The following is a 26660-nucleotide window of genomic DNA, read 5'->3' on the forward strand; positions in this document are numbered from 1 at the left end:
ACTAACGGGGCAGGTTAGCATTCCTGTAGTTCGTTATTTTTGAGCTTTGAAAAAAATAGGGCTCCTCAGTAAGATATGAATAAGACACCACTCTAACTCAAATCCTTAGGAGGAACCCTAATATGAAGTTTAAAATGCAAGATAAACAAAATCAACTAATAGAAAGAATTTCCGATAAACACCTTGTTGTTGGAGTGGATATTGCCCAACAATTACATGTGGCTAGAGCAGTGAATTTCCGTGGAATTGTAGTCGGAGATCCACTTACATTTGAAAATAATGAAGATGGGTTTGCTAGTTTATTAAAATGGATGGATAAGCTTCAAAGATTAAAAAAACTAGAGGTAGCCATCGTGGGAATGGAACCTACAGGCCATTACTGGATTAATCTTTCAAAATGGCTGTTTAAACAAGGAATTGAGGTAGTAACGGTAAACCCTCCAGGGGCGGCGTGGAGAATGTACATTATATGGTAAAATGTGGAGTGTTGTACAACTCCTTTATTTCCCTGTGCCTTCACGAAATCTCCATGTCCTGAAATCACTCCGTTTAACCATGAACTTAAATTCAAGGGTGATGAAATCCTGCGAATAAGCGAGTATTTGTGAGAAAATCGGATTAAACTGAGGGAGTTCAAGAAGCGTATGTATTCGAACTGTGACATTACTTTTAGTTAAATCTTACAGTAATATTTTGTTGTTATTAGGATAATTTTGATCCTTCTCGTTCATGCTAAGTAAAAACAAAAACTGAGGTTGCTTTAATGTATGATACTGGGATTTAAAGTCATTTTAACAATACAGCGTTATTCTATAATACGTAAACATACCCCGGGGGCTTTTTTTTTGTACAACAAATTTTGTAGCTCTAATCATTTTGTATGAGTGGCCGAAAATAAAACAAATTCCAAAAAAGAATGGCTTTTTTTGCTGCTCCTTATAGGTTTGGTTCTGTCCATGTTCAATATTTAATTTATGACAGGACCACTGCACGGATTGAAACTCTTTTTAAGCCATTTGGAGAGTTTATGGAAAAGTGAATCTATCAGTAGGTTGCGTGATTTCAATTTTCCATACCACAGAAAGGAGAAAGATGATGGAGAAAGGAAGAATTTCATCTCTACAGATGGCATTCATGATGTATCCGACGATTATGGCAACGGCTATTCTCGGTGTCCCAAGCATCACAGCCAAATATGCAAAAAATGATTTGTGGCTTTCCCCCATTTTGGCGTCTCTCATCGGGTATGCGACGGTGTATATTGCTTATAAACTGCACAAACTTTATCCAAAACAAACGGTTATCCAATTCAGTGAACAGATCATCGGTCGGATTCCGGGGAAAATTCTCGGTTTTTTATTCTTGTTTTTTTATATCCCGATCACAGGGCAAATCCTAAGAAGTTACGGAGAATTTATTGTCGACTCTTTTCTGGTCAAAACCCCGATTAGCGTGATCATGGCTTCGATGGTACTCCTCTGTGCCTTTATCGTACGCGGAGGGATAGAGGTGTTGGGGAGAGCTGCCCAAATTGTTGGTTCCTGTTTTTATTTTTCCAATCCTCATTTTAATCGTCCTACTGGGCCTTGATTTAGAATTTAAAAATATATTCCCGATATTGGGGAATGGAATTATGCCTCCAATCAAGGGTTCGATTATACCGGGTGGATGGTTCAGCGAGTTTTTTCTGATGATTTTTCTCCTCCCTTTTTTAACCGATATGAAAAAAGGAATGAAATCTGGGATGATGACAGTGTTTGCTGTGATGATGACGTTAGTTGTGGTGAATCTTCTGGTTCTTTTTATACTCGGGTCAACAACAGCCACAAAGAATTATCCCGTGATGAATGTATCTCGGTACATCAGTTTGGCCGACTTTTTTGAACATTTGGAGTCCGTCGTCATGGCTGTATGGATAGTAGGAGCGTTTGTCAAAATTTCCGTGTTTTATTATGCGGCTGCTTTAGGTACCGCGCAGTGGCTGAATCTCTCCGACTATCGTCCTGTTGTATGGCCGATAGGGATCTTGATTGTAGAATTCAGCTTTTGGTCGTTACCTAGCTCAATGGAATCCGGTCGTAATGATGTCATCTCCTTTCCTTTTGAGGGAATTTTGATGCAAACGATTATTCCTCTGTTATTGTTGGTGATTGCTGTTATACGGAAAAGAAATAGAAAGGAAGTCGATACAAGCTAATATTTCATAACGTTTTTAATTTCTCCTTTAATGTAATTTTTATAAACAGAATCAGAAATCACAATAAGTCATATGGAACTAACGGGTGATTTACTTCTATAAGGGAGGTTGCTGAGGCAGCCTTTTTCTTATGGCACTAAAGGTGCAGGATAGTTGCATAAGAACTGGTATAATTTAGAGAAAAGTAGAGTGTAGTATGGAAAAGGAATTTGGCATTATCATTATAAATCAGGGGAGCATTACATTATAGCTGAATTTATACCAACTAATGTCTATATAAAAACATCAGCAAATTATAAGGTGGTATGGTAATGGAAATATCATTAAATGATTTTTTAGTTGGAGACGGTTTTTCATATATTTTTAAATCTGGGAAGAGAGGGATGATTAATTTTTATTTTTTTATTGATTCAGTTGAAGAGGATTTAACTACGAGTTATAGCCAAAGCTTTTTAAAAAATTAAATAAGTATCCGATTTATTTGCATGGAATTAGTGGTTCGAAGGAAATTAATATATCGAAAGGAGCAAAAACATCGAAAGTTGCGCCTAGAAATTATCATCATTTAGTAGAAATAAATAATATTGAAGAGCTAGTTAATTATTTTCCTAAAGCCGATTTGGACGCTTTTAACAATGATAGTATTTTGTTTTCTACTGAGAAAACAATAGATATGGATTTTACGAGTGACATTGGTTTAGCGAGATTTATTTTGGATTATACAAAAACGACATCAAAAGATAGATATTATCTTTGGGTAGGCCATGACGGAATAGGTTTTGACTTCGTTTCGAATTTTTCTGATTATCCGTACAATAAAGTTCCGATTAAAAGTGATGAGGATTAAACGAAAACGTATCAATTTATCATGTTTATCAAAGATTTTGACTTAATAAATTATAAAATATTTATAGAACTTGTTATAGAATCAATCGAAGCATGGAGAAAAGAACGCAACTACGATTCATTTCCAACACCTCCAACACCTTTTTTAACGTTCATCCGAAGTGATGTTCAAGATATTTTATCTGATCATCAACAGAAAATTAGATTTTTTTAAAATTAATTTTATTGCCTTTTTTAACGTTTGTTCAAAGAAACAACAATTGACAAAAAGTTCTATAGTAAAGCCCGACCATTCGTTCCAAATGGTCGGGCTTTTTAATCATTTTTTGCTTCCAATCCTTTCTATGTTCCTTTTCTTTATCGTAAAGATTATAGAATATGAAGGTCGTAGATATGGAAGTCACAAATAATAAGGCAGCAACTGATATAAGTAGGATTTGTTTCATTGTTTAAGCTCCTTTTCCTCTTAAGTAGGGTAGGATCGATTGGTTTATCGTTCGTTCTAATTTCAAAATGAAGATGCATTCCTGTTGAGCTTCCGGTCGTACCACAGGCTCCCAGTTACCACAATCTCTTTTCCAATTAGTAATTTTTGTTAAAATAAATAAATATAGGAAAAGAGGAGATGGTTTTGTTGAAGCTGAAGAAATTAAATATTGAACCCGAATTACTGGAGCAAATAAAGGTTGGTGCTTTAGTTGTTTGTGCAATAAGCCTTTGGGTTATTGCTTACCAGGTATATACATACTTTGGTGATCTTGTTGATCTTTTAGCTGCTCTCGTAAACAAAGGAAATTGAAAAGACGAGGAGGTAAAACCGTGAAAAAGAAGCTCAGTATAATTTCAATTTCCTGCTTTGTTGCCACCATTCTTTCGTTTATCCTGACTTTAATCATAGGTCACTATATAGCTACAAATAGCTATAACAGCAGTATACATTTTGGCTTTACCCTAGCTATAATTATGATGATTGCCCCTATAATTGGCTTTATATTAGCTTTTATAGGTGAAAAAGGCACGTTGAAAATTGCCGGTATAGTTGGGAACTTGTTTGCATTTTTTACGATTTTAATTTTTATTGCACTCGTTTTCTTCTACACAACACCGTAGATAAATACCAGAACCTCTAACGAAAGGAAGAATTAAATTGTCTACTATAATTAATATATTAGGTTTCGTGGGTATTTTTGGATTCAGTGGAGGATCTGTATGCAAAAGAAGATTTACATTGTAAGACATTGCGAAGCACAGGGGCAACCTTCGGAATCTCAATTAACAGAAAAAGGTTCGAAACAAGCGAAATATTTAGTTGATTTCTTCAGTAATGTAAAAATTGACCGAATAATATCAAGTCCCTATTTGCGTGCTATTCAATCAGTAGAACCATTAAGTGAGAAAACAAATATTAAAATAGAGATTGATGAACGCCTCTCAGAACGAACACTAAGCACAACGGACTTACCTGATTGGTATGAAAAACTAAAAGCAACATTTAATGATATGGAATTAAAATTTGAAGGAGGAGAGTCAAGTCAAGAAGCGAAGAATCGAATCGTAAATGTTGTAGAAGAAGTCCTTAAAAGTGGGACTGAAAACACAGTAATCGTCAGTCACGGAAATATAATATCCTTACTTTTAAAGAATTATAATAGTGACTTTGATTTTGAGTGTTGGAAAAATCTTAGTAATCCTGATGTTTTTCAAATAAACTGTATTAATAATGAAGTGATCTTGGAACGTATATGGGATGAAGAAAAAATAATTTAATGAATGGGTGTAGCTCGATTCCTAGTAAGGATCGAGCCGAAGGGAAAGTCATATGCAAATTATTAGCGTTAAAGAACATCCAGAGTATAAAGAAAAAGCAATAAAATATTTTCAGTGCAAATGGGCAAATGAAAACAGTATGAAAGTATATGAGGACTGTATTACACACAGCATAACAACGGATAATCCGTTTCCTATTTGGTATTTAATGGAGGAATCTGGTGGAATTATTGGCTGCGCAGGCCTTATTAGCAATGATTTTATTAGTCGTATGGATTTATGGCCTTGGATATGTGCCCTTTATATTGAAAATAGTTATCGTGGTAGGTCTTTAGGCAAAGAGCTACTTATACGTGCAAAAGCTGATGCCGAAAAAGCAGGATTCAATAAAGTTTTCCTTTGTACTGACCACATTGGCTACTATGAAAAATATGGATTCACTTATATAGGTGACGGATACCACCCTTGGGGAGGTAGTTCAAGAATTTATGAGAGCAATAACCAAAATAATCATTTTTCAGGTTAGCGATTATTTATTCAAAATCGCTTTTCTTAATGAACTAACGGGTGCGTTAGTTTATTAAGGAAGAAAAAATGATTAGCGTTTTTTTAAAGAATAATCCAATTTAATAGTAGTATAAGGGCATGTTTTGATAACTTTCTTCAAAACATGCCCTTTCTATTCTTTTTATGTAAAGTAAAATTTAATCATAAAATTCAGAAAATTTTAAGTTGTTCAGCATATCTTCGGGTGATATACTGGTTTACAAGTAATCATGATTATAAAATTACTATGATTGTTTTATAATTTCGATTAAAAATTTATAGAAAGCGCTTAAAGTGAGTTGAAAAATAATGATAATGACTACTGTACGGCGGATGAAAAATGACTAAGAGGAGGATGAAAAATGTCAACAGAATATAAAGAAAAAGAAATTGTCACCAATTTTCCTTATGCGTTTCAACCCATTGAAAACACTTGGATTGTTTTAAAAGATGGAACTAGACTTTCAAGTCGTATCTGGTTGCCTGAAGTTAGGGAAGGTCAAAAAGTACCTGCAATTTTAGAGTACATTCCTTACAGAAAAACAGACGGTACAAGGGCAAGAGATGAACCGATGCATGGTTATTTTGCCGGGCACGGTTATGCAGTTGTCAGAGTGGATATGAGAGGCTCGGGAGAATCAGATGGTCTGCTAAGGGATGAATACTTAAAGCAAGAACAAGATGATGCTCTGGAAGTTATTGATTGGATCTCAAAGCAAAATTGGTGTGATGGAAATATCGGTATGATGGGTAAATCATGGGGGGGCTTTAATTCCCTTCAAGTTGCAGCCAGAAGACCTGAAAATTTAAAAGCAATTATTACGCTCGGGTTTACCGATGACCGGTATAACAATGATATCCACTATAAAGGCGGCTGCCTCTTAAATGATAATTTCTGGTGGGGGGCCATTATGCTAGCCTATCAGTTGCGTCCACTTGACCCTCATATTGTTGGGGATAGCTGGCGTGAAAAATGGCTGGAAAGATTAGAGGAAATGCCTTTATGGATGGCGCAATGGATGGAGCACCAAACGAGAGATGCTTATTGGAAGCATGGTTCAGTTTGTGAAAATTACGATGACATTGAAGTGCCAGTTCTAGCCATCGATGGTTGGGAAGATTCTTATACGAATACCGTATTAAGTTTAATGAAAGGGCTTTCAGTTCCTAGAAAGGGGATTATTGGTCCTTGGGCACACGTTTACCCTCATGATGGAGTTCCAGGACCAGCAATGGGCTTTTTGCAAGAAGCTGTTAAATGGTGGGATCATTGGCTAAAAGGAAAAGAGAACGATGCGATGGATGGACCAATGGTGAATGTATGGCTTGAGGAAAGTATGCCTCCTTCTTCCATTAAACCAGTAAGTAAAGGAGAATGGGTGGGGCTCGATTCCTGGCCATCAAATGAAGTTCTAACAAAAACTTATCAATTGACCCATGGTAAATTGCTAGAAGAAAGAGATGAAACAGAAGAGCGAGTGTTATTAAAAACACCTTTAAATCACGGCCTTTTATCAGGTGAATGGATGGGTGCCGGAGTACCGGGTGAAAGTCCGTCAGACCAACGATTGGATGATGGTATGGCGATGGTATTTGAAGGGGATGTCTTAGAAAGTCCGTTGGAAATAGTTGGTTATCCGAGGTTGGAAGTACAATTAACAAGTGACAAACCGAAGGCAATGCTCTTCGCACAACTATCAGATGTGGCACCAGATGGAGCCGTTACCCGTGTTTCTTATGGAGTAATGAATTTAACTCATTTAAATGGACATGATCAAGTAGACTTGTTAACCCCTGGTGAAAAGGTAAATGCATTTGTTAATTTAGACTGTTGCGGGCATAAGTTTAAAGCCGGGCACCGGGCACGTTTATCTATTGCAACAACTTTTTGGCCAATGTTTTGGCCAATGCCTGAGGATGCAACACTTACTCTGAATCTTGAAACCGCAAAGTTTTCATTACCAATCTTTAAAGGAAGCCGGGTATCTGGACCGAATATGAGTCCTCAAAGCGCGCCATTAACTCCGACAACTATGCTTTCAGAGGGAAAAGTTGATCGTTCCATTTCATACGATATTTTAACGGATACATGGACTTGCATAACCGATGGTGCTGGAGGGGTATTTGGTGAAGGGGTCTATCGCTTTGATGACATCGATGTTACGGTTGAACACAATTTAAGACGAGAGTTGACATTAAGTAATGCTAATCCACTTTCCGCGAAATATACCATTTGTCAAAAAATGAGAATTGGCCGTGAGGGTTGGTGGATTGACGCTGACATTACCGTTACGCAAACTTCTGATGCAGAAAACTTTATAATTGTTGGGGAAATGGATGTTAAAGAAAACGACCGACCGGCATTTCATAAGAATTGGGATCAAAAGATTGAACGTTTAGGACTTTAAAAAGCCAGCGATTGGAGAGAAAAGAGATGAAAGGAAAACTAAGGGGAAATATACCTACTCTAGTCATTTTAATCATTGCAGGTGAAATGATTTATACATTGCCTTATTTTCGAAACTATTATTATGATGTATTCTTAAATGCCTTTCACTTAACCAATACACAAATGGGTACGCTTGGCAGTGCGTATGGAGTTTGCTGTTTGATTTCCTATATCTTTGGAGGGTATGTGGCAGATCGATGGAGAACGAAGCACTTGTTGTCAATATCCTTATTTGCGACAGGGATTCTAGGCTTTGCTTTACTATTGTATCCCCCTTACCCTGTGTTGCTGCTAATCTATGCAGCTTGGGGTATAACATCCATCATGACCTTTTGGGTAGCGTTAATAAAAGCCGTCCGTTCGTTAGCATCTGAAAATGAACAAGGAAAAGCATTCGGCTTTTTTGAAGGCGGACGCGGTGCTGCCAAAGTTATCGAATCTGCTTTGGTATTAGGACTCTTCGCCCTTTTAGCAAAGCAACTAAGTGACAAGCTGGCATTGTCCTCTGTGATTATTTTCTACTCCGTGATGTGTATTCTTTTAGGGATCATGATTATGTTACTTTATAAGGAACCTGATGGTAACAACAGTAGTGATGAAATAAAAGAAAAGGCAAATAAAAAATTTGATTGGGCAATACTTTTGAGGATTCTCAAAATGCCAACAACCTGGTTGGCAGCCATTCTTATTTTAACGTCTTATGCGATGATTAATAGTTTCTATTATATTACGCCTTATGCAACGGCCGCCTTTGGTGCTTCAACCATAATTGCCGCTGCTTTGGGTTACTTTTCACAATACTGTCGCCCAATCGGAAGTTTTGGCTCAGGCATTATCGGAGATCGAATTGGTATTTCGAATATGGTCATAATTGGCTATTGTGTTCTGGCAATCGGTTTAGCTGCTCTCATCGTATTACCCGGAAAGCCTTCTTTCATCTTATTACTGTTAGTTTTTATAGCAGTTATTTATATATCAATGTATGCATTACAGGCAACGCACTTCGCTATTTTAGTGGAAGGAGACTATCCTGTCGAAACAACAGGAACAGTTGCCATGCCCTTGATGATTATTGGGTATAGCGGAGAAATCTTTATGCCAATTGTTGCAGGTGCTTGTTTGGACCACTGGAGTGGTACAGACGGTTATAAGGTTTTATTTACTATTTTATTAGCCTTGACGATTGTTGGGTTGATTACGGCTATAATTTGGCAAAGAGTAACGAAAGAAAAAAGAAAAGAGATTGCGCTTCAGAAGAGAGAAATGAAAGCAAGTTAGCAAAAATAAGAGGATTAAAAAGATTGCCAAGCGATAGAATAATGAGGTTTTCTTAAAAATCCCCAAAAATGTAAAGAAGCTGGCGATAAACGTTTTGTTTTTTGCCAGTTTTTTATTTTTATACGTTTCTATTGTGGGGTAATGTTCTTTCGGCTTTCATGCCATAGTTTGGTATAATTTATCCATCAGCACTTTATTGAGTAGCACGACACTTAAAATATAGATAAGAAAAAAGGAAAGTTTTGTTTTAGAGGTTTCAGTGAAAAAAATAAGGCCATCTATAATCGAAATGGACCTATATCTTTTTAAAAATGAGGGGAATAGAAATGAAAAAAAAAGAAATACAAATGGGCCGCATGTGGAAATACTTTGTGGACGCAACAGCTGAAATAATCGAAGAAGAAGGTTTAGAGAATGTAACAATAAGGAAAGTTGCGGATAAAGCGGGCTATAATAGCGCAACCATTTATAACTATTTTTCTGAGGTCTCCCATTTGATTTTTTTCGCTTCAATGAAATTCTTGAAATGCTACACAGATGAGGTAGCTGTTTATATTGAAAAAGGAAAAGATCCAATTGAAAAGTACTTATTGGCATGGGAATGTTTTTGTAATCACTCTTTTAAGCAACCACAAATTTTCCATGCAGTTTTTATTATGGACCTAGCGGATCAACCTGAAAAACTGCTCGAAGACTATTATAAAATCTATCCGTCTGATTTGATTAACATTCCTGAAGAATTAAAAATTATCCTATTCGAACGTAATGTGTCAAAAAGAGGGCGATCCTTTTTAGAAATTGCACTAAGAGAGGGCTACATTAAAGAGGAAAACGTTGATGCGATTAATGAATTAACCATTTTAGTATGGCAGGGAATGTTTACAAATATTTTAAATAATCGCAAAAGCTACGATGTTCAAACGGCTGCAAAAATCACCATGAACTATATAACAGAGATTGTACACAACGCAAATCTATTTCATTTCAAAAAATGGGATCATGTCAATCAGCAGTAGCATTCTCTTACCTTCCTTTTGACACATACAAATTTACTATATATTTGTTTTCGCAGCGACATCGAAAAAGCCCTCCTCTATGCCCAATTAATTATTTCAATCACAAACAGAAAATCATAGTATCTTTGACGAGTTTCTTCTATATATTAATCAATCGTTTGATTAATATAAGTTACCGGATAACTAGTTCGGCATCTATTAAAAAGCGAATGAAACGAAAAAATCGATAAAAGTGATCCTTTCCTTCTCTGAGTAGTAACTGACTAAAGGTAAATATTAAGGGAGCTAGGATAAAAGGAAGCCGATAACATTATACTTATTGATGCCAGAAGAGACATTAAGCCACCTACATCTACTGCTTAAGCTGATTGTCATGTTGATACCCAATCCTCATTGAACGGATGTGAAAGATTAACAAAACATCAAGAGCTGACCTTTACTAGGTTGGCTCTTTCTTGAATTCTCGATATCTAGTATCAGTTGAAACTATAGTGGCTTCTTCAAATTCCTTAACTGTCATCATTCACTATGAGTTATACTCTTGGATACTGACAAATTCTAGTCATTTTTCGCGGAGTTTTATGCGATTTCGATTAATCCGTAGACTTAGCTAAACTTCCCCCTCACGTAACATACGTTATGCCTGTATTAACTCTTACCAATCATCATATGCACAGGGCACTATAAGTATCTTATTTTTGTTAGGAAAGTCTATATTGATGAAGTGAAAATTGGAGTTTAAACTATACACATTATAAGAAGTCTGTTCAAAGTAAGATTGAATTCATATAAATTATTTGGAGTAGCAATAGTTCATAGATGAAGTGTATATTGAGTTTTCTATTTCTTTAATAAGTCATATTTGCACCCGAACTCGCAGCTTATATGAAAATTGCAGAAAACCATTTCGCGAAAGTGAAGGGCGGTTATGTATCCTATCGTTCTTTTTATGTACGGTAGGATTGATTTATAAAGATGGAATTAAAAAGTTCGCTTCAGCAAATGGAATTTGCTGATATAGGGGAAGAGATGAAGTTAAACCGAAAAAATAGATTCCTGCCTCAGTGAGATTGTAGGGTTGAAACCAACACACCGAAGAATTAGTAAGTATGGATGTTTCCCCATCTGGTAAGATGGGGAAGTCCATATCGGAGGAGTTTGACATTGATCTAGCTCTGTAAGCATCAATATAAAGATGGATTTTCTTGAAAGCCTCGATTTCTAAGGCCATTTCAAGCTAAGTTAATGTATTTCCATAATGTGAGATAAACGAATGGAGAAGATCTTTTGATTATTATCCTTTATGGACAGGGTTTGTTCATTAAGGTTAAGTTTATACATACTGCCTTTACACGTTTCTAAAAACCCATCTTTAAAATAAATGATTGTCATTATCCCATTTTTTTTAATGATTTTAATATCATCTGATCATCTCCTTCCTGTCTGGCTTTATTAAAGTTACTTTTATGCTAGAAATCATTTATTTATGATGATTTGTAAGAAAACTTAGTGAAACAATTGGTAGTATAACTATAGTATACACTAATAATTGCAAGCGCTTTCATTTATATTTGAACGTTGTGTGAAAGATTCAATATTTTTCTGTTGGATAGTTTAAACCCTATAAAGGATATAGGGTTTAAAATAATAATGGCTGCCATTAATTCGAGGGAATGCATTGAGAACTTCTCTATGTATTTCAAAAGAGATTCCAGGAACGATAATACGATTTTTAGGAGACCTTGAAGCAGAGGGAATTCAAAAGAGGGATATCATTCAGAAGGAAAGGCTTCATTTAAGATTCCAAGCTTGGGATCATGAAAGAATTTCAGCCTTGGCTTATTCAATGGATTGTAGCGCCAGTGTAGCCACAACTATGCTGCTGATTGCTGGTATTAGAAATCGAGACATCTTTACACAAATGGTGGATTCAGAGGTAATTAGTTTCTGGATCCGGGAAGGCTTAAAAGTTTAAAGATGATTCAGAAATATATTTCAAAAAACTGAATGACGAGCACATTTCACTTTTTTCTCTAATTTCATATGTAGCGCATGAAGTAGTGAAATACTACAAAAACGCTTCATGAAAAATTGAATCTTTGGATAGATGATAATATAAAAAATATTGATTAAAATTATATGGAGAATAATGTGTTTCAAGTCAAAACGGGTGAGGAGGAATGAGCATGAAAATGTTTAAAATGAGTGCTGTGGCATTGGTCGCTGCGTTGTTGTTCCCTTCTTCTACATTTGCAAGTGGCTGGGATTACTTAGGAGAACAATCTCTTTATTCTAATGGTGCTGAAAGTGATGTGTTTGCCTCTACTGGTGGTGATTATAAGATTTGTCGGGATTCTTACGTGGGTCCAGCTGGTAAGTTAAAAGTTGAATTATGGGAGTATGATCCTGACAGTTATAATGATTATGTAGGGGTAAGATATTTAGATCGAGGCCAATGTGGTATTTTCCGGGGTATTGGTAACTTTGTTGATGGAGGAAATGAAGCGGAATTTTTTGCGAAATCAAGGACTAACAGTGATATGCATTTAATCTTTTATGATTAATCACATTTGAATGAAAAAAAGACCTGGGATTGATTTGTAAAGGCTAAAGACTCTTTTTGCACCCAAACAAATTCGTTTAATCAATAAAACGCGACTATTGCCCTTGTATCAGCCTGAAAAGTTGGTGCGGGGGTTTTATTTTGTTTGGCTACCTTTACGTCCCAAGGAAAATAGCGAGATGTTGGAAGCTTTGCCACGTTATTTTTCACAGGCGGGAAACATCCCTCACAATATTAGGCAACATAAATCTTTCCCCGTTCATATAGTGAGGTCATCTTCACGTCATACCAACCTCCACAAAATAGTCATAGCAAATCTCTCTTATCGATTAAATTATTTTTTTAATAAATCACATCTCCATTAGAGGAAGTTACACCAAAATAAACCCCTTGGGAGCCATCGTGTTTATCGTTTTTCACTTTTATTATTCTAGATACAGAATATGAGGAAAATGATGGAATAAATAATTCATAATTACCCGACTTGAACGATGCAAATAAATGGGGCGTTTCTACAACATTCTGTACATGTCGCTTCGGCATTTAATGTTTTGATAACGAAGTACTGTACCACTAATGCTTCGCCTAAATTCCATGGGTTCCTGTACCATTTAGGGCTACTGCCGCCATACCGAACGAGCCGGATACCGTTAGATTAAGGGATTAATAGAATAAGTGACCACAAGGATAGCAGCCGCCCGGCTGCTTTATTTATTATTTTTCCCTTTGCCTTCCGAATCGTAAAACAGCGCAGGCCGGCTAACCTTCCAGCCGGTAGGACACCCGAACCTTTCCGGCTGGAAGCTAAGACGGCCAGTCCATCGATCAAGGGGCAAAAAACTTTTTGATTAAGGGCGCTATCGTAACATCAAAAAGTTTTTGTGCTTAATCCCTTGACCGATTGCCTATGCGTGTTTTTCGTTCTACATGTCAAAGGGGAAAAATAATCCCCCTTTGGGGAACTAATTCGCTTCGCAAGGCAAATGAATATAGGAAAGAAAAACCCATCAGAGAAAAACCAAAAGGGCAACGAATAAAAAAATAAAATGAAAAGGAGTTTTGAAAATGAAATTATCCCCAATTTTCGAAGTGGTACGAATCAAGCAGGAAATCAGGGAAATGGTTGAGCCGTTTGCGGCCTTTCAAATTCGCAAACCAGAAGATGCCCGAGAATTAGCCGCAGCGCAAATCGCAAACGAGGACAGGGAAGTGTTTCTTGTCATGATGCTCAACACGAAAAATCATGTTGTAGGTCTTCATCGGGCCCATGTGGGAAGCCTGAATGCGAGTGTCGTCCACCCTAGAGATGTACTGAAATGCGCCATTTTAAACAACGCGGCTTCTCTTATTGTCAGCCATCAGCACCCATCGCCAAAACGCCAATCCCATATCTATAAGGGATTGGCGTTTATTTGATTTTTATCGATTAAGCACGATATTATAAATAAGTTATAATTTGTTCCAAAACTCGTCCTTTTCTGAACACATCACTGTTCGATTTGAAAAGGACGTTTTTTATTGCCTTCTCCTTCAGCTGCCAATTCAATAGCAATATTATGAAGGTCCCTAACAGAACGGGCCAAGCGGTCAATTTTAGTAACGATTAATTTATCACCTTTTCTTAATGCTTTTCTTGCATTGTCTAATTCCTGGCGATCTGTTTTCTTTCCACTTTCTTTTTCCATATATATTTTTTCGCAACCATATTCTTTTAATTGTTCAATTTGGCTTTCAAGCGACTGTCCAACTGTCGATACCCTTGCATATCCAACTTTCATTTGCTTATACCCCTTTTTTGTCTAGAAGTTATATATCTTCTATACTTTTAATTACAGACTATCTTTTAGACATAAACAAGAACAAAAAGATGAATATGTAACTTTTGGATATATTTTGCGCGTGTTTTAAGTGATAATTGCACATCCAACTTTTAACCCCAGCTACCTTCATATGAGAAGTTTAGCTGGGGTTCTTCATTAATTATGTCCAATCACTAAGCTATTTCGTGCAGGCTATACTACTTCGGTGGTAATGGATGTAAGGTGATTGATTTCGAGGATACCTTCAATTTGAGAAATAGACGGTAAAGTTACCGTTTGTGACTTTCATGATGATTGTGAGCGCCTCGTAATCGGAAAAGTCCTCTCGTTTAATGGAGATACCTAATTCACCCCATTTATATTCTAAAATATGGTGCATCTCGTCTTTAATGAGTTTCTGATATTCATGAGCAAAACCAATGCGGGAGTAAAGCTGGGGATATCGCTAACCTTTTTTCAATCCCTGGCATCCCGATGAATATCATGGCTAAGTCATGTTGATCATAGATGTCACGAAGTTGCTCTAAGTGTTGCAGTTTCAGTCGATCGATTTCATCCACTATAATTAAGTGAATCCCTTCAAAAGCAAAATGACCTATCGAAGGCTTATTTGGCAGGTCTTTCTTTAGTGGTATGAACGATTGTCTTGTAAAAATGGATCTATTTTAAGTACTCATTGGTGTTAGCTTGATGGGTATGTGTCTGTACCCCTATAAGAGATACATCTTTTTTCGATGGATATTTGATTTATAGTTTGATTAAAAAAGTGTTAACGCTTACATTTTTGCAAATTGAAGTTGCAATAAGATGTACTAAACTATTTGAATATTGCGATTTATAATAAAATTATGAAAGGAGTTACTATCATGAAAGAACGGACTCAACGAGTACTTACCAGATTTTTGACAGTAAATACCTTTTTGACTTGTGAGGATTTAAGTAAAGAGTTCAATATTAGTGAGCGTACTTTTCGAAACGAATTGGTCCTGATTAATAAATATCTGGCAGAAAATAATTATCCATCAATTACGACGACAAGAGGAAAAGGGTTGAAGTTAGACCTATCTGATGTGGATCGTGAAAAGCTCCTGTCCAAAATTGGTGATGACAGAGAAACAGATTATTATCGGCCCAATGAACGTTTTCTTGCCTTACTTTTAGATATTGCCGATACCACAAGAACGACAATGCTCTTTGAAATGGAAGAAAAACTGCAGGTATCGAAAAGTACATTGGATGAGGATATGAGAAGACTTCGTCAGTTTTTAAAGGAATATGGTATTTCTGTAGTGAGTTTAACGAAGCAAGGTATTGTATTAAAAGGCGATGAACGATCAATACGCACTATGTTATACGATGTGATTAACAGTATGACAGATATTGCTAAACTAATGGAATACCGAGATATAGATACAGTGAATACTTTTACAGATCAATTTGTTCTTGATTATTTGGATACAAATGCATTGAGGGTCATTGGAGAACATTATGACGAAGTCTTTGAAAAGTCCAGAGTAGAGATTAATCATGTATACCGGAATCAAAGCATTCTTTTTTTAGGTATATGGGTAAGGCGGTTGCAAGAAGGAAATACCCTTAGGGAATTAGCCAAAGTTAGAGCCGAGATAAAAGAAGATCCTGTCAGAAATTTTGTCGATTCCATCTGTATGAAGTTTGGTTTATATCCATCATTAAATGAAATTAAATATACTACCTTTACAATCGAATCGTTTAATCCAAAAGATATGAATAATTCATTCGATTGGGTTACCGCACAATTATTAACTATTCAATTAATTGAGCATGTAGAAAAAGTAACCAGAATCCCCTTTTCTCAGAGAGAAGAAGATTTGTATGAAGGTTTGTATAGGCATATCACAGGGTTATTAAGCAGGGTGAAGAACGATTTACAGGTATTTAATCCGTTGAAAGACACTATTAAGGAGTCCTTTGCCGAGATTTATCAGGCAGTCACTTGCTTTAGTAAGCAAATAGAGGACTACATCAAAAAAACATTATCAGAAGATGAGATCGGGTTTTTGACCGTTTATTTTTCAACGTCTGCCAGCCAGATAAAGCAGAAAGAACAATATGTTTATCAGGCGGTTGTGCTTTGTAATCATGGGATTTCAACTGGAAAGCTGTTGGCTGCGAATTTGAAAGAGCATTTCAATATCGAGATTGTTGCGATATTGAGTTCGTATGAATTAGCCTTTATTGACAAGCTGGATGTTGATTTAGTTTTTACGACCATTTCAATTGATTATCCAAGAAAACCTGTATTATTGCTTAATCCAATATTAAGAGAAAGTGACAAGAGGGAAATTAAAGATTTTTTACTCAAAAATAAGAATAAGAGAAGGATCGTTTCCAATAAGTTAGATGCCACACAGCTAATGCAGGATATTTTGATGTTAATTGTAGAAAGCGGCGGTAAGGTAACAAAGGAAAGCTATCACAAAGTAGAAGATACTTTTAAAGAACATCATTTAAAAATTAATACAAGGGAGATACAGCCGATGTTGCAGGATATTTTGAGGGATTCCAACATTCTACTAAAGCAAGAATGTAAAGACTGGAAAGAGGCGATTGAGAAATCTGCCCAGGTATTGTTAACAGAAGAGGTCATTGAAGAGCGATATGTAAACGCCATGATTAAATCTGTTGAAGAGTATGGGCCTTATATAGTAGTAGGGAAGCATTTAGCGTTAGCACACGCAAGGCCGGAAGATGGAGTAAACAAATTAGGCATTAGTGTCATGACGTTAAAGGAACCGATTAATTTCGGAAATCCGGATAATGATCCGGTAAAAATTGTTTTTTGTCTAGCCGCAGTGGATTCTTATTCGCATCTAAATGTGATGAAAAATCTGATTGAGTTAATTAATGATGAAGAGAAATTAGACCTGTTAATTACAGCACAAGATGTAAACATGTTTAATCAAGTTTTATATGGTAGTGAAGTGGTGGAGTGAGGAAGTAACAGTTTTAAAAGCAATTGATAAGTATATAACCCCAAAATTGAAAAATGAGGAGAGAGCGAAATGAAAAAAGTAAATATCTTATTTGTATGTGGAGCAGGTTTAGGAAGCAGTTTTGCTTGTCAAATGTCGGCAGAGGATGTATTAAGCAAGTTAGGTGTCAACGCCAAGCTAGATCATAGTGATATCTCGTCTGCTGTTTCAGTAAAACCCGATATTATTATTACGGCACAGAATTTCAAATCCCAATTCGAGAAATTTTCAGTTGATCCCAAACAAACGACAATTGTTTATTTGAGAAATATTGTATCTAAGGCAGAGATTGAAGAAAAAATCACCCCGGTATTAAGGGAAAAAGGCGTTTTAGCTTAAAAATAAATAGAGATAGCTAGAGATGGGGTGGGAAAAAATGAGTGTAGTTAACTTTATTATCGAGAATATTTTGACACAGGCATCTGTCACAATCGCGTTGATTGCTATGTTGGGGTTAATTTTGCAAAAGAAATCAACAGGGCAAGTTATTTCTGGTTCTTTAAAGACGATGTTAGGGTTTATGGTATTGTCAGCAGGTTCTAGCATTATTGTTGGTAGTTTAGTCTATTTCGGTCATATTTTTACAGAAGGTTTCCATATGCAAGGGATTATTCCTTCGATTGAAGCTATTAATGGCCAAGCAATGAATGAGTTAGGATTGGGTCGTGATATCGCACTAACTTTCTTAGCTATCTTTGTTTTTAATATTATCATTGCACGGTTCACTAAATGGAAATACATCTTTTTAACTGGTCAGGCAATTCTTTGGATGGCTACTATGACAACAGTATTTGGTTACTTTGCAGGTTTACGTGGTGTTGCATTGATTTTAGTAGGCGGTTTCATTGGGGGCGTATTTGCGGTAGCTATGCCCGCGATTGCACAACCATTTGTTCGTAAGATTACTGGTATGGATGATATTGCTTTAGGACACTTTTGTACGGTCGGGTATGTGTTTGAAGCAGGTGTAGCGAAACTAGTTGGGGGAAAAGGCGAAAAGAAAAAATCTGTTGAAGATTTGAAATTACCAGCTCAATTTGAATTCTTACAAGATACCTATCTATCTTTAATGGTGGTAATGACTCCTCTTTATATTATTACAGCAGCGTTTGCAGGTGAAAAGTTCGCTTCTACATTATCAGGAGATACCAATTATTTAATGTTTGCTTTCTTACAATCTATCCAATTCGTAGTTGGAGTGTATGTATTATTAGCAGGAGTTCGCTTATTACTAGGTGAAATTGTTCCGGCATTTAGAGGGATTGCCATGCGGTTGGTCCCAAATGCAATACCTGCATTAGATTGTCCAGTCCTATTTCCATTTAGCCCTAATGCAGTCATTGTAGGGTTTATCACAACTACTATAGGTTCGATTATTGCAATGTTTGTATTACCTGTCTTCGGGTTGGCGATGATCTTACCAGGTATGCTTACAGCTTTCTTCGCGGGGGGTACCGCCGGTATATTTGGTAACTTAACAGGTGGTATTCGTGGAGCAATTATTGGTGGTGTTGTACATGGTTTCTTCATTACATTATTACCAGCACTATTAGTAACGACATTCAATTCTATGGGGTTTGTCAATGCAACAGCAACAGATGTTGATACAGTAACAGCTGCTTTACTATATGCATGGCTCATTGGTCCACTTTTAAAAGCTTTCTAGGATGTAGGTAGAGAAAAGGAGGCTCAAGTAATGTTTGGATTTGGAAAGAAAAAACCTAAAGAACCGAAAAAAGAAACAACCGAAGAGGTATTGTTAACAGTTGAACGAAAAGAAGAGTTATTACGTACCATTTCCTTAAAAAAAGAAGAAGTAAATCAAGCAGCTGGAGAAAAACAAGCAAAAATTTATGAGGAGATTGGCTTAGCATTTAATGAACTTGGTGAAGAAGATCATGCTATTGATTCGTTAGAAAAAAGTATTCAGGCCAAAAAGTCATTAGGTAATGGTTACAAAACTTTATTAAAACTTTATAACAAGAAGCGTGCAGAAGCAGCAAAAGTGAATAATGAAGAATTATTACAGATATATCTAAAGAAAATGGATCAAATGATGCAAGTTTCTAAAGAGGTTACGCGTGGTGTTCGATAAGGAAGAAAATAAAAGATTAGTATAAAGGGAGAGTAATTGATCATGTATACAACATTAAAAGAAGTAACACTTAGGGCTGAAGAATTGAATTATACAGTTGGTTCATTTAATGCACATAATTTAGAGATGTTACCTGATATGATCCGTGCAGCAAAAGAGCAAGGAGCACCAATTATTATTCAAACAAGTATAGATACTGCGAAATACATTGGTCATGAAAATATTGTTGCTATATGTAAAACGATGGCCACAAATGAAATGGTAGATGTGGTATTGCATTTAGACCATGCAAGGGATTTTGATGATATTAAAGAGGCAATCCATAAAGGATATACATCAGTGATGTTTGATGGTTCTCATTTACCATTCAAAGAGAACATTATGAAAACAAGAGCAGTAGTAGAATATGCACACAAATATGGTGTTTCAGTAGAGGGCGAACTAGGGACTATTGGCGGTACTGAAGAAGGGATTCATGTAGATGAGAATGATAAGGTTTATACTGACCCAAAAGATGCAGAAGAGTTTGTTAAAGCAACAGGGGTAGATGCTTTGGCCATTGCCATTGGTACTAATCATGGTCAATATAAATCTAAAACAGAAGTAAATCTACCACTATTAAAAGAAATCAACGCTGTAGTAGATGTACCTTTAGTTATTCATGGGGGTACAGGTGTTAATGAAATGGATGTACATGAATTAATTAATAACGGGATTCGTAAATTTAATGTAGGTACTGAGTTGTTAGTAACATGGACGAAAACAGCGAAAGAAACATTCGGAGAAACAAAAGTAACGAAATCATTACGACATAATATTATTCCATGTAATCAGGCAGTAAAAGAAATTGTCAAACATAAAATTGGAATCTTCATGAATAAAGAAGACCGTACCCTCCAAGTAAAATAATGACATAAAAAGTTCATTAGTCTTTTTCATAAGGGTTGGAGAAGATGTGGATAATAAAGAGAGTACTAGGAATTCCTTGTACTCTTTCTTTATTCGTTAGAGGATGAGGTGGTAAGATGGATAAAGTCTTAATCTTATTAGCAGGTTTACCAGGAACAGGAAAAACCTACTTAAGTAATATCATCAATAGTAAATTAGGGTCATTTTATAATCTTTCTCAGGATGAATTGAAAGAATATTATTGTGATATGTATGGTTATCGTAATCTAGAAGAAAAGCAGAAGATAGAAAAGATAGCATGGACGAAGTACTTTGAAATAATGGAACAGCAAATGCAAGTAGGTAGCAATATTATGTCTGATTATCCTTTTAGTCAAAAACAAAAGCCTCATATTCAGCAATTAGTAGAAAGATATAGTTATGAGGTTGTTACTATTCGGTTAATTGCAGATTTAGATGTATTGTTTGAACGACAAAAAAAGCGAGATTTGGATCCGACAAGGCATTTGAGTCATATCGTAACTTCCTACAAAAAAGGGGATCAGTTAGCTGATAGAAGTATTGCAGATAACTTATTGAACTATGAGGAATTTATAAAAAGATGTACAACGAGAGGATATGACACGTTTGAATTTGGAACTTTATATGAAGTGGATGTATCAGATTATACAAAAGTGAATTATTCTATGTTGTTGGAAGATATTAGACTGGGGTACATTAAAATGTACATTTCTGGAACTAGCAAAGAATTTTAAAATACAAAACTTAGGGGCTTTTTAATCTCATTAATATTATTCATCTCTTTGAGCATATAACCCTTGGTGCAGAATTTAAGGGCTTGAAGGATACGATTTTACTGTAGAGAATGTCCTGACAAAGTAAGAGAATTATCGAATTTCTTCACTTATAAAATTAAAGAGTTTTTTAAAGATGGAGGAATAAAAATGGTTGAAAAAATATATTCAATAATTAGCGATTCTGGAATTCATGCAAGACCTGCGACCTTATTAGTTAATATGGTTAAGCCATTTTCTTCAGATGTGATCCTTGAGTATAAAGGAAAACAGGTAGACTTAAAATCAATTTTGGGTGTAATGTCGCTAGGAATCCCGCAGGGAGAAACAATTAAAATAATTGCTCAAGGCGATGATGCAGAAGAAGCGCTATCTAATATTGATGAAATGATGAAAACAGAAGGCCTAGGTGTATAAAATCAGTTTCAAATTCGATAATCTAAAATTCTCCCCTGAATGGAAAATGCGAATAATAAATTTAGCTAAATCAAAGGCATTCCTTTAATAAAAATATCTCTCTGGAGCAAATTGTTAATGGGTTTGCTCTTATTTAATTGAGCGATACAAAGTGGCACCCGAAATCCCAGTCGCCTCATATATTTCCTTCACTGTCATCCGCCTAGAATGAAATCTTCATTTAAAAACATTGCACAAATGCTGGAAAAACATACTGTAGATAACGCCCTGTTTGTTGAATAGCAAATAAGAACCTGATTTCAAAACTGGAAGCGGGGAAAATTGATTTTCTCGTGATATCACCCATGAATTTCCATATAGCAATAGTATAAATTCTTGGTTGTTTTTGATAGTCATAAAGTTTATTGAGAAAATCGTCTAATTGGCGACTTACTTTAATAACTTCTGGGGAATTTAAGCCATATTGATTTCCAAGAAAAATCATTTCGTTTCTCTTTTGATTAATTTTAATACTCCACGGCATTAGCGAATTTTGAACCATCGTCGCATTACCTCAGATTCTGTTATTCTTTATTCTGTTTTACTTTAAGTAACTAGTTTGATAAACATATTACTTACTATGTATTAAAGCATGCAACTCGATAGAATATATTATATTCACAAAGAAATATTGGTAAGTAGGAAATGGCTCTTTAAGAAGATGTAGGCATTAGCAAAATGATGCTCACGTTCAAAAATCTCATAAAAAATGTTGAGTGGTGAAAAGCACCATGTCTGGGAGACACATTCTCCAGATCAACTCCAACTTTCTCCTGATAACCTTAAGGAAATCTACTCTAGATTAGAATTTTGAGTAGAGAGCTATATTTTGTTGATTAATTCCCCAATAAGATACTGATTCCGACCTTTTTGTGGTGAGAATCATATCTATACTGAGAATTTAATGAGTATGAAAAGATTAATCTAGATTAATCTATAATACATTTAAGAAGGTGCTCCTTGTAGATGGGGTCTAATAAAAGTTAACACTTCTAAATGTGGGGGAATTCACGTGAAAGTTGAAGAGCGAAGTATTGAATATATTCCAGCAAATGAGCGACATGGAAAGGCGATACCATGGAGGTGAGGGAGAATAGTTATAGATAAACTTAGTTTTAAAATTTAGCTAGTTTAGATAAGATTGATTAGAGGGAATCAAAAGCACATGAGTTTCATAGGTTTCGAGGGATTTTCCATGTAACTTGACCGTTGGGGACAAACTACAAAACAGTTAAACGAGATTTTTACCAATTTAGCGCATAGAAATTATTTGTAAATACTTTTATGCTTCTGAGGTAATGAAAATAGGATAAAGTTTCAATTATTATTAACTGAAAATTCTTAATTCATATAAAAAAAAGTGTATAATATTATAAAACAGTTATCTAAGTTTGTGGGTTACTTTTTCTTAATAAGGAGGCGATACTCTTAAACATGTATGGAAATTTAAAATATTAGTAGGGTGCAGAAAAGGAGAAATTTATTAGTCTAGAGAATTTAATCAGCTACAGTAGCCACTGGGAATGCGGGTTTAGGGTATTGCGTTAATTAATTAAAACATATTTTAATTGAATACAACACGAAATGACTCGCTAAAGAGCTGAACAAATCCTATTGAAAGCGTTTTAATTTTATAAAGTTGAACAAACCACATCGTTAAAAATATTCTTTATAAAATTGATAAGCTCCCCCAGCAAGTAACACTATATAAAGTTGACCTTCCGAAACTAGTGCTGTAATTGGAGCGAATCCCAATAAAAAAACATTGAACGACTTGGTGAGATATATACAAAAAAATCACTATATATATAAATAATGGAGGTTAAGATGAAAAAGAAAAAAGCATTATCCGGCCTGATGGCTGCGAGTTTACTAACAGTAATTCCCTGGAGTTCTGGACATGCTGAGAAACCTCAATGGACAAATGTGAATACATATGAGGAACAGGACGGAAGCAAGTTTAATAGCGAAAACTATGACTTTGTGAAATTCTTACAAATTGGTTCCAAATTAAAAGAGATTGAAAAACTTTCAAACCGTGTGAAAGTTGAAGTCCGTGGAACATCAGCTGATGGAAACCCACTCTACGTTGTCACGATTGCTGACCCAACAACGCAAGGGAAGTTCGGAAAAGTGAAGGCACTTAGAAAGCAAATGTTTAAGAATCCTGGCAAAGCTCAAGAATGGGTTGCCAATAATCCTGACTTTAAAGTTCCAATCATGATTAATGGTTCTATTCATGGGACTGAATTTGTCGGAAGCGATGCAATCCTTCAATTAATTGAACGTTTTGCTACCCAAAATGATGCAACAACCAAAGACGTTTTAGAGAATAATATTCTTATTTTCAATGTCGTACAAAACCCTGATGGACGTATTGATGCCACCCGCTTTAATGGCGAAGGAATTGACATAAATCGTGACTTTATCACCCAATCGCAGCCAGAAACAAAAGAGATGGTTGGGCTCATTAAAGAATGGAACCCGATGGTGTTCCTTGATACTCATGGTTATGTGAAGAATTATCAGCCGAATCTGCAGGGGTTAATTGAGCCTTGTACGCCACCGCATAATCCTAATTACGAGTATGACTTATACGGAAAATGGGCCTATAAACAGGCAGAAGCAATGGAAGCTGAAATAATGAAGGATCATGAGAACTATTCAGGATCCTTGTATCAAAACATGAAAGGTACATATATTCCGCTGCGCGATGACTCCGCTGGCTGGGATGATTACCCACCAATTTTCACACCAATGTATGCGATGTATCATGGTGCTTACGGTCATACATTAGAAGCTCCAACAAATGATTGGGATGGCGTACGATGGATGTATAATTCGATTATGGGGGCATTGAAATTTGCATCAGCTAACAAGCAATCCATGATTACTGATCAAATTGAAGTTTTTAAAAGAGGAATTAACTTTGACCATCCTTTTCATAAGGAAGGGTTATTTCCAAAAGCCTACATACTTCCACTAGACCCTAAGGATCCGACTGTTACGAATAAGGCTGTAAATCATTTGATCAATAATGATATTGATGTTGTTCAAGCTGTGAATGCATTTGAAGCGGATGGAGTGTCATATCCAAAAGGAACTTATCTCGTTGAGATGGATCAGGCGAAAGCCGGATTAGCAAACACGATGCTCTGGGATGGGGAAGACATCACGAACGATACCCCAGCAATGTACGACATTTCCGCATGGAGTTTACCGGAGCTTTGGGGATTCGAGGCAGTAGCCACACAAAATCCTATTAAAGTCAATGCAAAGAAAGTAAACCAGATTACAGGTCAAGGAACGGTTTCAGGAAAAGGACCGTTTCTGATTCCGAACAGCTCTGTCCAATCGGTAAATTTAGTAAATGCATTGCTTAAGCAAGGAATACCTATTGTACGTGATGCACAAGGTAACTTCTTTGCAAAAACAGTAGCTAATCAGGTATCAGCAGCGGTGAAAGAATCTGGGTTACAGGTTGAAACTGCTGATGTACCAGCAGATGCAGTGGCTATTAGGTCTTTAAAAGTGGCTATATTAAAGGATGGAGGTATGGGTAAACAGAAATCACACGCAGGAACAAAGCTCGCTTTGAAAAGATTAGGTTTTGATGTGACAGAAGTTACGCCAGTCGAAGTAGCTAAAAATACCCTTAACGGTTTTGATATTTTGGTCTATAGTGGAACGGAAAGTCTCATTTCTGCCAACCTTTCTGAAGCTAATAAAGAATTTGGATTACAGAACGAAGGGCAACTTAAAGTGTTTAAAGACAATGTGACAAGCTTCTTAAATGAAGGAGGCAAATATATAGCTGTAGGTGCTGGTGCATCTAGAGCAACTAAGACACTTGGTCTTACAGACGACATCGTTAATGTAGGAGGTTCCAACAGTAATGGTATCGTAAAAGTAGATTATGAGGGAACCGGTTTAACAGCAGGGTATGGAGAGGATGATATCGGCTTTGTCTATCGTCCAACATGGTTCACGGGTACGGATAATGATGAAGTCGTCGCGACCCTTGCAGATTCAGATAATTTCTTCGTAGCTGGTCACTGGAAAAATAACATAACCGCCAAGGGCCAAGCCGTAATCGTAAAAGAACAGAATAAAGATGTAACTCTTATTGGGTTAGAAGCAGGTTTCCGTGACCACCCGGATTACTTGTTCCGTCTTCTATCTAATGCAATTTTCGAAAAATAGTAGAAATAGGCAAAGCCGGATTCAGCAATGAATCCGGCTTTGCCTATTTGAAAAATGCTGAACGCTTGCTACTTAGTTTATCTAATAAAGTCTAGAAGAATAGCTAACCCTTCAAGAGTATGTGCTACTTTAAAGCTTTTTTTGTAAGGCTGCTTTTTACCCAAGAAAGCTTGAACCTGACTTTCCCCTTATGCCACATCCAGACCAACAACTGGATTCATAAATTATCTCCTCCTAATATAAAATCACCGGTACCCCAATTCCTTCTTGCAGTATCATAGCTTCGCTTGTTATACGAGATCATAGTCCCAACCAGCCTCAATCATGTTTCTACAAGTAGGGGGCGAACTGTTTAGTTGACGGGATCAAGTCCCACGGGTGCGGACGTTCTACCCCGGCTACGGTTATCATATATCGATATAAAAAATGGTCAACCAGAAATATTTTCTGGATGACCTTATAATACGAACGGGTGCGTTAGCTGAAGATCAGAGCTGTCTTTAAGGCAGCTCTTTTCTTATGGAACTAAAGGGGCAGGTTAGTTGAATAAGAACTGTTCTAATTTGGAAACGAATAGTGCTAATTCAAAAACGGAACAGAAAGAAAAGTTTAATTATAGGAACAACACTGAAAATGTAAGAAATAGTATAGAACTAAATAAAAGTAATTAAGATTTTAACGAAACAGTGAGTAAAATGATTGTTGAA

Annotated in this window: 27 protein-coding genes and 3 pseudogenes; 24 read left to right on the plus strand and 6 right to left on the minus strand. The window is 36.1% G+C overall.

The annotated features are described in order from the left end of the window. Positions 1–122 precede the first annotated feature (122 nt). The 6 genes and pseudogenes from J7J00_RS24975 to J7J00_RS24995 form a co-directional block, all read left to right on the plus strand. Positions 123–440 (plus strand): annotated as a pseudogene (locus J7J00_RS24975) (IS110 family transposase); the annotation flags it as partial. Positions 441–1095: 655 nt separating this feature from the next. After that, positions 1096–1590: a GerAB/ArcD/ProY family transporter gene (locus tag J7J00_RS28715; RefSeq protein ID WP_309487243.1), complete on the plus strand. Its 495-nt coding sequence runs from the start codon at positions 1096–1098 to the stop codon at positions 1588–1590. Then, positions 1535–2197 (plus strand): GerAB/ArcD/ProY family transporter, encoded by a 663-nt coding sequence (locus tag J7J00_RS28720; protein ID WP_309487244.1) that lies wholly within the window; start codon positions 1535–1537, stop codon positions 2195–2197. Before J7J00_RS28715 ends, J7J00_RS28720 begins: the two co-directional genes overlap by 56 nt. A gap of 311 nt (positions 2198–2508) precedes the next feature. Continuing rightward, positions 2509–2661 carry a hypothetical protein gene (locus J7J00_RS24985; RefSeq protein ID WP_214795577.1) on the plus strand — a complete coding sequence of 51 codons (153 nt, stop codon included), beginning with the start codon at positions 2509–2511 and terminating at the stop codon, positions 2659–2661. Positions 2662–2678: 17 nt separating this feature from the next. Continuing rightward, the gene (locus J7J00_RS24990) at positions 2679–3044 is read left to right on the plus strand and encodes a hypothetical protein (RefSeq protein WP_214795579.1); all 366 of its coding nucleotides are present in this window, start codon (positions 2679–2681) and stop codon (positions 3042–3044) included. A gap of 21 nt (positions 3045–3065) precedes the next feature. Continuing rightward, positions 3066–3257 (plus strand): hypothetical protein, encoded by a 192-nt coding sequence (locus tag J7J00_RS24995; RefSeq protein WP_214795581.1) that lies wholly within the window; start codon positions 3066–3068, stop codon positions 3255–3257. Between the two features lie 31 nt (positions 3258–3288). Here the strand turns inward: J7J00_RS24995 and J7J00_RS25000 are convergent, their stop codons facing one another. Beyond that, entirely contained in the window at positions 3289–3489 is a 201-nt protein-coding gene (locus tag J7J00_RS25000; protein ID WP_214795583.1) for a hypothetical protein, read from the minus strand. A gap of 188 nt (positions 3490–3677) precedes the next feature. Between J7J00_RS25000 and J7J00_RS25005 the strand changes: the two genes are divergently transcribed. The 7 genes from J7J00_RS25005 (at position 3678) to J7J00_RS25035 (ending at position 10099) form a co-directional block, all read left to right on the plus strand. After that, a complete protein-coding gene (locus tag J7J00_RS25005; RefSeq protein WP_214795585.1) occupies positions 3678–3842 on the plus strand; it encodes a hypothetical protein in 165 nt (54 codons plus the stop codon). 20 nt (positions 3843–3862) lie between these two features. Then, positions 3863–4153, plus strand: coding sequence for a hypothetical protein (locus tag J7J00_RS25010; protein WP_214795587.1), 291 nt, complete (start codon positions 3863–3865; stop codon positions 4151–4153). A 99-nt stretch (positions 4154–4252) separates the two neighbouring features. Continuing rightward, positions 4253–4810 carry a histidine phosphatase family protein gene (locus J7J00_RS25015; RefSeq protein ID WP_214795589.1) on the plus strand — a complete coding sequence of 186 codons (558 nt, stop codon included), beginning with the start codon at positions 4253–4255 and terminating at the stop codon, positions 4808–4810. A 52-nt stretch (positions 4811–4862) separates the two neighbouring features. Next, positions 4863–5336: a GNAT family N-acetyltransferase gene (locus J7J00_RS25020; RefSeq protein ID WP_214795591.1), complete on the plus strand. Its 474-nt coding sequence runs from the start codon at positions 4863–4865 to the stop codon at positions 5334–5336. A 382-nt stretch (positions 5337–5718) separates the two neighbouring features. Next, entirely contained in the window at positions 5719–7764 is a 2046-nt protein-coding gene (locus J7J00_RS25025) for a CocE/NonD family hydrolase (protein ID WP_214795593.1), read from the plus strand. 26 nt (positions 7765–7790) lie between these two features. Then, positions 7791–9083, plus strand: coding sequence for an MFS transporter (locus J7J00_RS25030; RefSeq protein WP_214795595.1), 1293 nt, complete (start codon positions 7791–7793; stop codon positions 9081–9083). Positions 9084–9409: 326 nt separating this feature from the next. Then, complete coding sequence (locus J7J00_RS25035; RefSeq protein ID WP_214795597.1) at positions 9410–10099, plus strand: TetR/AcrR family transcriptional regulator; 690 nt, start codon at positions 9410–9412, stop codon at positions 10097–10099. 1242 nt (positions 10100–11341) lie between these two features. Here the strand turns inward: J7J00_RS25035 and J7J00_RS25040 are convergent. After that, positions 11342–11518 (minus strand): YolD-like family protein, encoded by a 177-nt coding sequence (locus J7J00_RS25040; protein ID WP_309487245.1) that lies wholly within the window; start codon positions 11516–11518, stop codon positions 11342–11344. 259 nt (positions 11519–11777) lie between these two features. Here J7J00_RS25040 and J7J00_RS25045 point away from each other — a divergent pair, with 259 nt between their 5' ends. The 3 genes from J7J00_RS25045 (at position 11778) to J7J00_RS25055 (ending at position 14078) form a co-directional block, all read left to right on the plus strand. Then, positions 11778–12074 carry a hypothetical protein gene (locus J7J00_RS25045; RefSeq protein ID WP_214795601.1) on the plus strand — a complete coding sequence of 99 codons (297 nt, stop codon included), beginning with the start codon at positions 11778–11780 and terminating at the stop codon, positions 12072–12074. 211 nt (positions 12075–12285) lie between these two features. Then, positions 12286–12663 carry a hypothetical protein gene (locus J7J00_RS25050; RefSeq protein ID WP_101224781.1) on the plus strand — a complete coding sequence of 126 codons (378 nt, stop codon included), beginning with the start codon at positions 12286–12288 and terminating at the stop codon, positions 12661–12663. Positions 12664–13727: 1064 nt separating this feature from the next. Next, positions 13728–14078: a JAB domain-containing protein gene (locus J7J00_RS25055; protein WP_214795603.1), complete on the plus strand. Its 351-nt coding sequence runs from the start codon at positions 13728–13730 to the stop codon at positions 14076–14078. A gap of 71 nt (positions 14079–14149) precedes the next feature. On the opposite strand, the gene J7J00_RS25060 is transcribed toward J7J00_RS25055, so the two are convergent. Together J7J00_RS25060 and J7J00_RS25065 are read right to left on the minus strand one after the other, a co-directional pair. Further along, positions 14150–14440: a recombinase family protein gene (locus tag J7J00_RS25060; RefSeq protein ID WP_214795605.1), complete on the minus strand. Its 291-nt coding sequence runs from the start codon at positions 14438–14440 to the stop codon at positions 14150–14152. 234 nt (positions 14441–14674) lie between these two features. Next, positions 14675–15066, minus strand: a pseudogene (locus tag J7J00_RS25065) (AAA family ATPase); the annotation flags it as partial. A gap of 237 nt (positions 15067–15303) precedes the next feature. On the opposite strand from J7J00_RS25065, the gene J7J00_RS25070 reads away from it, so the two are divergent. From J7J00_RS25070 to J7J00_RS25100, 7 genes are all read left to right on the plus strand, one after another. Next, positions 15304–17457 carry a BglG family transcription antiterminator gene (locus tag J7J00_RS25070; protein WP_286201569.1) on the plus strand — a complete coding sequence of 718 codons (2154 nt, stop codon included), beginning with the start codon at positions 15304–15306 and terminating at the stop codon, positions 17455–17457. A gap of 69 nt (positions 17458–17526) precedes the next feature. After that, positions 17527–17835, plus strand: a complete 309-nt coding sequence (locus J7J00_RS25075; protein ID WP_057276240.1) for a PTS sugar transporter subunit IIB — start codon at positions 17527–17529, stop codon at positions 17833–17835. Between the two features lie 37 nt (positions 17836–17872). Next, the gene (locus tag J7J00_RS25080) at positions 17873–19162 is read left to right on the plus strand and encodes a PTS sugar transporter subunit IIC (RefSeq protein WP_057915490.1); all 1290 of its coding nucleotides are present in this window, start codon (positions 17873–17875) and stop codon (positions 19160–19162) included. A gap of 30 nt (positions 19163–19192) precedes the next feature. Further along, entirely contained in the window at positions 19193–19591 is a 399-nt protein-coding gene (locus J7J00_RS25085; RefSeq protein ID WP_214795607.1) for a tetratricopeptide repeat protein, read from the plus strand. 42 nt (positions 19592–19633) lie between these two features. Beyond that, positions 19634–20500, plus strand: a complete 867-nt coding sequence (locus J7J00_RS25090) for a class II fructose-bisphosphate aldolase (protein WP_214795609.1) — start codon at positions 19634–19636, stop codon at positions 20498–20500. A 116-nt stretch (positions 20501–20616) separates the two neighbouring features. Next, entirely contained in the window at positions 20617–21255 is a 639-nt protein-coding gene (locus tag J7J00_RS25095; protein WP_214795611.1) for a P-loop nucleotide/nucleoside kinase family protein, read from the plus strand. A gap of 189 nt (positions 21256–21444) precedes the next feature. Further along, positions 21445–21711, plus strand: a complete 267-nt coding sequence (locus tag J7J00_RS25100) for a phosphocarrier protein HPr (RefSeq protein WP_214795613.1) — start codon at positions 21445–21447, stop codon at positions 21709–21711. Positions 21712–21931: 220 nt separating this feature from the next. Here J7J00_RS25100 and J7J00_RS25105 read toward each other — a convergent pair whose 3' ends face one another. After that, positions 21932–22234 (minus strand): aspartyl-phosphate phosphatase Spo0E family protein, encoded by a 303-nt coding sequence (locus tag J7J00_RS25105; RefSeq protein ID WP_214795615.1) that lies wholly within the window; start codon positions 22232–22234, stop codon positions 21932–21934. Positions 22235–23577: 1343 nt separating this feature from the next. Here J7J00_RS25105 and J7J00_RS25110 point away from each other — a divergent pair. Next, positions 23578–25953, plus strand: a complete 2376-nt coding sequence (locus J7J00_RS25110) for a M14 family zinc carboxypeptidase (RefSeq protein ID WP_214795617.1) — start codon at positions 23578–23580, stop codon at positions 25951–25953. Positions 25954–26036: 83 nt separating this feature from the next. Here the strand turns inward: J7J00_RS25110 and J7J00_RS28405 are convergent. Further along, positions 26037–26174, minus strand: a pseudogene (locus J7J00_RS28405) (IS110 family transposase); the annotation flags it as partial. Positions 26175–26660: the final 486 nt, after the last annotated feature.

It is taken from the genome of Bacillus sp. ISL-4 (assembly GCF_018613275.1).
In the GTDB taxonomy this organism is placed as follows: Bacteria; Bacillota; Bacilli; order Bacillales; family DSM-1321; genus Peribacillus; species Peribacillus simplex_E.

Coding starts and splice junctions, on each gene's coding strand:
- J7J00_RS25050 (WP_101224781.1), top strand. CDS start 12,286: ATGAAAATGTTTAAAATGAGTGCTGTGGCATTGGTCGCTGCGTTGTTG.
- J7J00_RS25075 (WP_057276240.1), top strand. CDS start 17,527: ATGAAAAAAGTAAATATCTTATTTGTATGTGGAGCAGGTTTAGGAAGC.
- J7J00_RS25025 (WP_214795593.1), top strand. CDS start 5,719: ATGTCAACAGAATATAAAGAAAAAGAAATTGTCACCAATTTTCCTTAT.
- J7J00_RS25060 (WP_214795605.1), bottom strand. CDS start 14,440: ATGAAAGTTGGATATGCAAGGGTATCGACAGTTGGACAGTCGCTTGAA.
- J7J00_RS25095 (WP_214795611.1), top strand. CDS start 20,617: ATGGATAAAGTCTTAATCTTATTAGCAGGTTTACCAGGAACAGGAAAA.
- J7J00_RS24985 (WP_214795577.1), top strand. CDS start 2,509: ATGGAAATATCATTAAATGATTTTTTAGTTGGAGACGGTTTTTCATAT.
- J7J00_RS25085 (WP_214795607.1), top strand. CDS start 19,193: ATGTTTGGATTTGGAAAGAAAAAACCTAAAGAACCGAAAAAAGAAACA.
- J7J00_RS25035 (WP_214795597.1), top strand. CDS start 9,410: ATGAAAAAAAAAGAAATACAAATGGGCCGCATGTGGAAATACTTTGTG.
- J7J00_RS25015 (WP_214795589.1), top strand. CDS start 4,253: ATGCAAAAGAAGATTTACATTGTAAGACATTGCGAAGCACAGGGGCAA.
- J7J00_RS25000 (WP_214795583.1), bottom strand. CDS start 3,489: ATGAAACAAATCCTACTTATATCAGTTGCTGCCTTATTATTTGTGACT.
- J7J00_RS28715 (WP_309487243.1), top strand. CDS start 1,096: ATGGAGAAAGGAAGAATTTCATCTCTACAGATGGCATTCATGATGTAT.
- J7J00_RS24995 (WP_214795581.1), top strand. CDS start 3,066: ATGTTTATCAAAGATTTTGACTTAATAAATTATAAAATATTTATAGAA.
- J7J00_RS25030 (WP_214795595.1), top strand. CDS start 7,791: ATGAAAGGAAAACTAAGGGGAAATATACCTACTCTAGTCATTTTAATC.
- J7J00_RS25110 (WP_214795617.1), top strand. CDS start 23,578: ATGAAAAAGAAAAAAGCATTATCCGGCCTGATGGCTGCGAGTTTACTA.
- J7J00_RS25105 (WP_214795615.1), bottom strand. CDS start 22,234: ATGCCGTGGAGTATTAAAATTAATCAAAAGAGAAACGAAATGATTTTT.
- J7J00_RS25100 (WP_214795613.1), top strand. CDS start 21,445: ATGGTTGAAAAAATATATTCAATAATTAGCGATTCTGGAATTCATGCA.
- J7J00_RS25055 (WP_214795603.1), top strand. CDS start 13,728: ATGAAATTATCCCCAATTTTCGAAGTGGTACGAATCAAGCAGGAAATC.
- J7J00_RS25080 (WP_057915490.1), top strand. CDS start 17,873: ATGAGTGTAGTTAACTTTATTATCGAGAATATTTTGACACAGGCATCT.
- J7J00_RS25020 (WP_214795591.1), top strand. CDS start 4,863: ATGCAAATTATTAGCGTTAAAGAACATCCAGAGTATAAAGAAAAAGCA.
- J7J00_RS25090 (WP_214795609.1), top strand. CDS start 19,634: ATGTATACAACATTAAAAGAAGTAACACTTAGGGCTGAAGAATTGAAT.